Origin of the sequence: Streptomyces sp. NPDC047061 (assembly GCF_040643955.1) — a bacterium.
Taxonomy (GTDB): Bacteria; Actinomycetota; Actinomycetes; order Streptomycetales; family Streptomycetaceae; genus Streptomyces.
Map to the genome: position 1 here is coordinate 59,377 of NZ_JBEYVI010000054.1, position 6,000 is coordinate 65,376.

A 6,000-nucleotide genomic window follows, 5' to 3' on the forward strand; every position below is an offset into this window, starting at 1 on the left:
CGAACGAACGAAGGATGCAGCTCTTCGATCATCATGCGTCAGACACGGAGACGCCGCCCCGGCGCCGCTCCCCCCGGCCTACGGTCCCTGCATCGGACGGGAACGCCGAGAGCCGGCCCCGTCGCAACCGACATCCGAAGGGGAGGCGCCGTCATGGCGAGCGTGGAAGTGTCGATGAAGGAAATGATGACCGCGGTCGAGGGGGCCCTGGGGGCCGCGGTCGTCGACTACACCAGTGGCATGGCGCTGGGGACGCTGGGCGGGGGCAAGGACCTCGATCTGACGATCGCCGCGGCCGGGAACACGGACGTCATCCGGGCCAAGGTGCGCACGATGGAGCAGCTGGGCCTCAAGGGCCGGATCGAGGACATCCTCATCACCCTCGAAAGGCAGTACCACCTCATCCGGCTGATCACCGGCCGTAGCGGGAACGGGCTGTTCCTCTACCTGGTTCTGGACAAGGAGCGCTCGAACCTCGCCATGGCCCGTCACCAGCTCAAGCGGGTCGAGGAACAGCTCGAGGTCTAGAGGCGATCCCGAGTCCGGGGCTCCGTGCGCCCACGATGTGAAAACTTCTTCAAGTCACCAAGTGACCACATCAGCATGATTCCAAGTCATGCCTGCACAGGGCCCCGGGCGGCAAGGATCGGCTGCACAGGGCCGGTGCGGCGGTGCCGCGAGGCGCCGCCGCACCCGACACCCCCTCCCGACCCGACCGGCAGAGAGCGAGCGGTCATGCAAGTCCCCCTCTACCAGGCCAAGGCGGACTTCTTCCGCATGCTCGGGCATCCCGTGCGGATCAGGGTCCTGGAACTGCTCCAGCACGGGCCGGTGCCGGTCCGGGACCTGCTCGCCGACATCGAGATCGAGCCGTCCAGCCTCTCGCAGCAGCTGGCGGTCCTGCGCCGGTCCGGCATCGTGGTGTCCATCCGGGAGGGTTCCACCGTCAGCTACGCACTGGCCGGGGGCGATGTCGCCGACCTCCTGCGCGCCGCCCGCCGTATCCTCACCGAACTGCTCAGCGGGCAGAACGTGCTGCTCGCCGAGCTACGGCAGGCCGACGCGTCCGCCTCGCCCCTGTCCGCGGGCGACCCGGTGAGTTCACGGCTCGTCAAGTGAGGCGCGCAGGTCGAGTCCCATGGGGTTGTCCAGGGGGATGTCGCCCTCGCGCACCACTGCGTGGGTCAGCGGGCGCAGGAGCCGGGTGAGTTCCTCGGTCTCGCCGGTGGTCAGCGCGTCGTAGGCGGTGGCCGCCAGTCGGTCGGTCCGTTCCTCGATGCGGTCCTTGAGCCGGCGTCCACGTGCGGACAGTCGGCCGTCCTCCAGGAGTCCTCGCTGTTCGAGGGCGTCGTACCTCGACCTCCACTCCGCTCCGTCGAAGTCGCGGGCCGGCCCGTAGACCTCGCGTGGGATCCCGCTCGCGGTCGCGTGCAGGACATGCGACTCGCGGCCGCCGATCCCGGCGGCGACCAGAGCCGCGACGTGACCGTCGCCGCGGTGTTCCCGAAGCAGCGTCGCGGCCTGCCACAGCCGGGCAAGGGGCTCCTCGGGCACGGGCAGGGAGCGGTTGGCGGCGAAGAGCGCCCGGCCTTCGAGGGGAGCCGACCGGGCGGCCCGCGTGGCGAGCTCCGCGGCCCGGGCCACCTCCGCGCCGTCGGCCGCGGGGCCGAGTGCCCGGCGCAGCGCACGCACCGATCCTCGTACGCGTGCTTCGAGGGCCGCGTCCGGCGGGGCGAAGCTCCAGGCCGCCGGCAGGGCACGGCCCACCCGCTCGTGGGCGAAGTTGTAGAACAGCGCATGCACGACGTCGGCTCCGGCACTGCCCAGGGGAGCGGCCCGTCCGGCGAAGTAGCCCATCCAGAAACCGCGGTACCCCGCCGCCCTGAACTCCTCCAACGGCTCGGGGGCGAAGTAGACGACGGCGTGGACCGGCTCGATCAGCCGCCACAGGTCCCGGGCGGCGCCGGCCCGGGTCGGCATGGGTGCTGATACTGACATGGCTCCCTTCTACGCCCCGTTCGGGGCCCGTGTCCCGCATCGCGAGCAGCGGGCCACGGAAGCGGAACCGCAGCCGACGTGCGGCCCCCTCACAACCTCTGCTACTCGCCGCCGTAGGGAAGCGTCGTCCCCGGCAGGTTGTACTCGTCGCGGCGGCCGCACATCCCGAACCCCCCGAGCCGCGTGGGCGCGGTCTCGTGCGCGGTGGCCTCGCCGAGGTACGCCGGCTCGCCGGCCTGCAGCGCGTCCAGCTGGGCGCCGGTGCGCTCGGCGGTGGCCAGTGCGCCGGCCCGCCACAGCTCGCGCCAGCGGGGCACCTTCCCGCGCACCAGCCGGGCGGCGGCCCGCTGGAACTCGGCGTACGGGCCGTCGTCCCCGGCGACCAGCGCCTCGCGCAGTCCGAGATAACCCTCGACGGCGAGGTCCCGGCGCCGCCGGGCGGCCTCCTCCACCTCGGCTCCCGTACCGGGTGGCAACGTTGCCAAGGAGGCATACCACTCCGGTACGGCGAGCACCTCGGGCGGGAAGGTGAAGACGGCGTCCCCGGCTTCCGGCAGCCCGCTGTTCTGCATCAGCACGGTGATGCGCAGGTCGCCGCCCTGCACCATGCGGTGCACGGTGCCCGGGGTGAACCAGGCGACGGATCCGGGCTCCAGCGGGATGTCCCGGTAGCCGTCGGGGCTCAGGGTCTGCACGGCACCCCGGCCGCCGGTGACGACGTACGCCTCCGTGCACACCAGGTGGAGGTGCGGGCTGCCGCCGCAGACGCCGTCGGCGGCCTCCCAGTCGTAGGCGCTGAGGTGGGACAGGCCGATGGCGCCGGGGAGCGGGTGGGGCAGCGCGGGCTTGGGCGTGTTCGCCGCCGCGGGCCCGTCAGGGGTGTTCACCACGGCAGGCCCTCCAGGTGGGCGGTGACGCGGTCGGCGTCCCAGGCGCCGTCGGCGAAGACGATCCGGTAGCGGTAGGCGAAGGACTCGCCGGGCGGCAGGTCGAACTCCTCGAAGAACGCCCAGGAGAACGCGGCCGTGGGGATCGGTTCCGCGCGCACGAACCAGTGCGACTCGTGGACCGGCGTCCGCCCGTCGAGGTTCTCGGGGGCGTGCGCGAAGACGATCGTGGAGTGCGCGTCCACCTCGTCGTGCTCGCTGGTGTACGCCAGCCAGGGGCCCTGGGTGCCCATCAGCTTCTCGGCGCCGGTGACGGCGTCCGGGCCGAACGCGGTGCCGCCGGTGAAGTCACGGGGCCCGCGCCACTGCAGTCCGGTGTAGCCGGCCATCTCGCGGCCTTCGGTGGTGGGGGAACCGAAGGTCAGCGGCTCGTCGCGGACGTTGGTGAGATCGATCGACCAGTCGAGCGCCCACGTGCCGGCCCGCTCGTCGACGGAGTGGACGGTGAGCCCGCGCACCTCCCGCGCCCACTCGGCGCCGCCGTTCGCCACCCAGGTCAGCCGCTCGGTGCAGGCGAACCGGTCGTCCGCGGCGGCGAACTCGGTGAAGCCGTCGTGCCGCATGGAGCCGACCCGCTCGGGCAGCACCTGGTAACCCCGGCCGTGGACGTAGGTGTTGCCGCCCCAGAAGTTCTGCCCGGACAGGTGGCTGGCCGTCATCTGGAGGCCCTTGTGCCAGCGGTGGTCGCTCGGCCGGTAGCCGGTGACGGTCCGCCCGGCCAGGGTGCGCACCGGGTGGGCGTACGGCTTGCGCGCCTCGTAGGCCTCGGGGTCGGGGCGGTAGACGTAACGGAGGATCTCGGTGCCGTCCGGTGCCGCGACCGCGATGTGCTCGCCGTGGACGTGGCTGACGCGGATGCTCATGCGCGCTCCTCGGTGGGGGCCCAGTGGGGGTGGTCGCCGTGCATGGCTGCGTAGTAGGGGTCGCCGGGGCCGATCTCGCCCGCGTGCACGGGGCGGCCCGTGAAGGCCGACTTGTAGAGCGCGGCCGCGAATTCGAGGGTGGCGCGGGCGTCCGGGCCGCTGCCCGGCGGCCGTACGCCCGCGTCGTGGGCGTCGAGGACGGCGCCGAGCTGGGCGGTGTGCGAGCTGGGCACGTCGGCCGAGGGGGTGCGCCAGGCGTCGGCGCGCGTGGCGGGGACGTGCGGGGCCGGGGTGTAGACCCAGTCCTCGTTGCGGTGGCCGTACAGGTGGGTGAGCTCGACGGTGGCGTCCGCGCAGTCGACCCGGATGCGGCTCACCTCCTGCGGCGAGAGCACGCTGTTGACGACGGTGGCGAGCGCGCCGTTCGCGAAGCGGACCAGGGCGGTGGACACGTCCTCGCTCTCCGTGTCGTGGACCAGGCGGGCCGCCATGGCCCGGATCTCCGTCCACGGGCCGAGCAGGTGCAGCAGCAGGTCGTACTGGTGGATGCCATGGCCCATGGTGGGCCCGCCGCCCTCACCGGCCCAGGTGCCGCGCCACGGGACGGCGTAGTAGGCGGCGTCCCGGTGCCAGGTGGTCTGGCAGTGCGCCACCAGCGGGGCGCCCAGCGCGCCGCCGGTGATCAGCTCGCGGGCGTGCACGGCGCCGGAGCCGTGGCGGTGCTGGAAGACGACGGAGGCGTAGCCGCCGGAGGCCTCCTCGGCGGCGGCGATCTCGTCGTACTCGGCGAGGGACAGGCACAGCGGCTTCTCGCACAGCACCCAGGCACCGGCCGTGAGCGCGGCGACCGTCTGCTCGCGGTGCAGGGAGGGGGGTGTGCCGACCAGGACGAGGTCGGGGCGCACGGCGTCCAGCATGGCGTCGACCGAGGTGTACCCGGCGACCTGGCTGCCGCTGACTCCGGCGAGTTCGCGGAAGGCGTCGAGGCGGGCCTGGTCGACGTCGACCGCGGCGACGAGTTCGGCACGGTCGGCATGAGCGCTGAGGGCGGGCAGGTGGCTGCCGCTGACGATCGCGCCGGTGCCGATCACGGCGACGCGGCGGCGGGCGGGGTGGGGGGACATGCGGTCCTCCTGGGAGTGCCGGCGACCAAGACGAGGGGAAAGCGCTTGCCCTGCGAGCGACCCTAGGTCCGGAGGAATGTCAGGACAACCCCCCGCGCAGCGATGGCGCGGAGAAGCTCCCGAAAAGGCTCTGTGCCTGTTTGTCCGCGTCCGGGCATGCGTCGACGCCGACCGTCCGGAGGGGACGGCCGGCGTGCTCGGCGGACCGGGAGGGGCGGTCGGGTCAGCCGGAGACCTGCACCACCACCGTCGCCCCGGCCTTCACGGTCGGCGTGGCGTAGGTGTACGTCACGCCGTTCACCTTCTTGGTGCGCACGTGCTGCGGGACGCCGTTGACCTTGATCTTCTTGTGGACGCCCGGGAAGCGGGCCTCCCAGTGGTAGGCCCCGCTGCGCGCGTTGTTGGTCAGCATGGTCCTCGTCGAGCCGTCGTGCCGGACGGTGATCGTGTCCTTGCCGATGGGCACGTCCGCCGCCTGGAGCCAGTCCATGCCGGAGAGCAGCCGGGACTGGGTGGTCACCGTACGGTCCGCGGCGTCCGGCGCGATGCCCATCAGTCCCTGGACGGTCTGGCTGACCAGGGTGAACGACACCTCCACCGCATTGACCGAATGCTGCGGCGATCCGTGACAACGCAGACCGCCCCCTGCGGGGGGGGCGGCCGGTGCGGACATATGGTGCCGCCACATGCGCCATGCGGGAGGACGGCGCGACGCAGCCCTTCGAGCCTCGGCCGGGCCTCGCGGCGCAGCCGCGCCTCGCCCAGCCGTCGAGGAAGGTGACCGTCTCGTCGAGCGGCGCCCGGCCCGCCCGGGGGCGAAGGATCTCCGCGACGGTCCGGTGGAACTTCACCCAGGCCATCCGGGTGCAGCCGTGCAGCCCCTCAGCGCGCAGCAACAGCATGACGGCCTGCAGATACATACCGGCGTCTGACCACTGGGGCCGGCCCAGGTCCTGGTCGATGCAGCAGAACAGGACCGGCTCAAAGGGCTCACGCCCGGGGACGAGGAGGTCTTGCGGCTGGTGGGCGGTCATCTCGGGTCGCTCGCGTCCCGGGATCTGAAGGCCC

The 6,000-nt window shown here is 72.6% G+C and carries 7 protein-coding genes and 1 pseudogene; 2 read left to right on the forward strand and 6 right to left on the reverse strand.

What is annotated here, in order from left to right:
* The first annotated feature begins 153 nt into the window (after positions 1–153).
* Both ABZ887_RS45280 and ABZ887_RS45285 read left to right on the forward strand, forming a co-directional pair.
* Positions 154–528 carry a hypothetical protein gene (locus ABZ887_RS45280; RefSeq protein ID WP_361304363.1) on the forward strand — a complete coding sequence of 125 codons (375 nt, stop codon included), beginning with the start codon at positions 154–156 and terminating at the stop codon, positions 526–528.
* A 207-nt stretch (positions 529–735) separates the two neighbouring features.
* Positions 736–1,119, forward strand: coding sequence for a metalloregulator ArsR/SmtB family transcription factor (locus tag ABZ887_RS45285; protein WP_361304366.1), 384 nt, complete (start codon positions 736–738; stop codon positions 1,117–1,119).
* Here ABZ887_RS45285 and ABZ887_RS45290 read toward each other — a convergent pair.
* From ABZ887_RS45290 to ABZ887_RS45315, 6 genes and pseudogenes are all read right to left on the reverse strand, one after another.
* Positions 1,102–1,998 carry a MarR family transcriptional regulator gene (locus ABZ887_RS45290; protein WP_361304369.1) on the reverse strand — a complete coding sequence of 299 codons (897 nt, stop codon included), beginning with the start codon at positions 1,996–1,998 and terminating at the stop codon, positions 1,102–1,104. The two genes, ABZ887_RS45285 and ABZ887_RS45290, sit on opposite strands and share 18 nt — an antisense overlap.
* 101 nt (positions 1,999–2,099) lie before the next feature.
* On the reverse strand, positions 2,100–2,885 hold the full coding sequence (locus ABZ887_RS45295) for a cupin (RefSeq protein WP_361304384.1): 786 nt from the start codon (positions 2,883–2,885) through the stop codon (positions 2,100–2,102).
* The gene (locus tag ABZ887_RS45300; RefSeq protein WP_361304372.1) at positions 2,882–3,808 is read right to left on the reverse strand and encodes a PmoA family protein; all 927 of its coding nucleotides are present in this window, start codon (positions 3,806–3,808) and stop codon (positions 2,882–2,884) included. The genes ABZ887_RS45295 and ABZ887_RS45300 overlap by 4 nt, the downstream gene beginning before the upstream one ends.
* A complete protein-coding gene (locus ABZ887_RS45305) occupies positions 3,805–4,932 on the reverse strand; it encodes a Gfo/Idh/MocA family oxidoreductase (protein ID WP_361304375.1) in 1,128 nt (375 codons plus the stop codon). Before ABZ887_RS45305 ends, ABZ887_RS45300 begins: the two co-directional genes overlap by 4 nt.
* Before the next feature lie 223 nt (positions 4,933–5,155).
* Entirely contained in the window at positions 5,156–5,530 is a 375-nt protein-coding gene (locus ABZ887_RS45310; RefSeq protein WP_361304387.1) for a hypothetical protein, read from the reverse strand.
* 166 nt (positions 5,531–5,696) lie between these two features.
* Positions 5,697–5,906: pseudogene (locus ABZ887_RS45315) on the reverse strand (nitroreductase); the annotation flags it as partial.
* Positions 5,907–6,000 lie beyond the last annotated feature (94 nt).

Excerpts from the sequence above, each read along its gene's own strand:
- ABZ887_RS45280 (WP_361304363.1), top strand. The coding sequence starts at position 154 with ATGGCGAGCGTGGAAGTGTCGATGAAGGAAATGATGACCGCGGTCGAG.
- ABZ887_RS45285 (WP_361304366.1), top strand. The coding sequence starts at position 736 with ATGCAAGTCCCCCTCTACCAGGCCAAGGCGGACTTCTTCCGCATGCTC.
- ABZ887_RS45290 (WP_361304369.1), bottom strand. The coding sequence starts at position 1,998 with ATGTCAGTATCAGCACCCATGCCGACCCGGGCCGGCGCCGCCCGGGAC.
- ABZ887_RS45300 (WP_361304372.1), bottom strand. The coding sequence starts at position 3,808 with ATGAGCATCCGCGTCAGCCACGTCCACGGCGAGCACATCGCGGTCGCG.
- ABZ887_RS45305 (WP_361304375.1), bottom strand. The coding sequence starts at position 4,932 with ATGTCCCCCCACCCCGCCCGCCGCCGCGTCGCCGTGATCGGCACCGGC.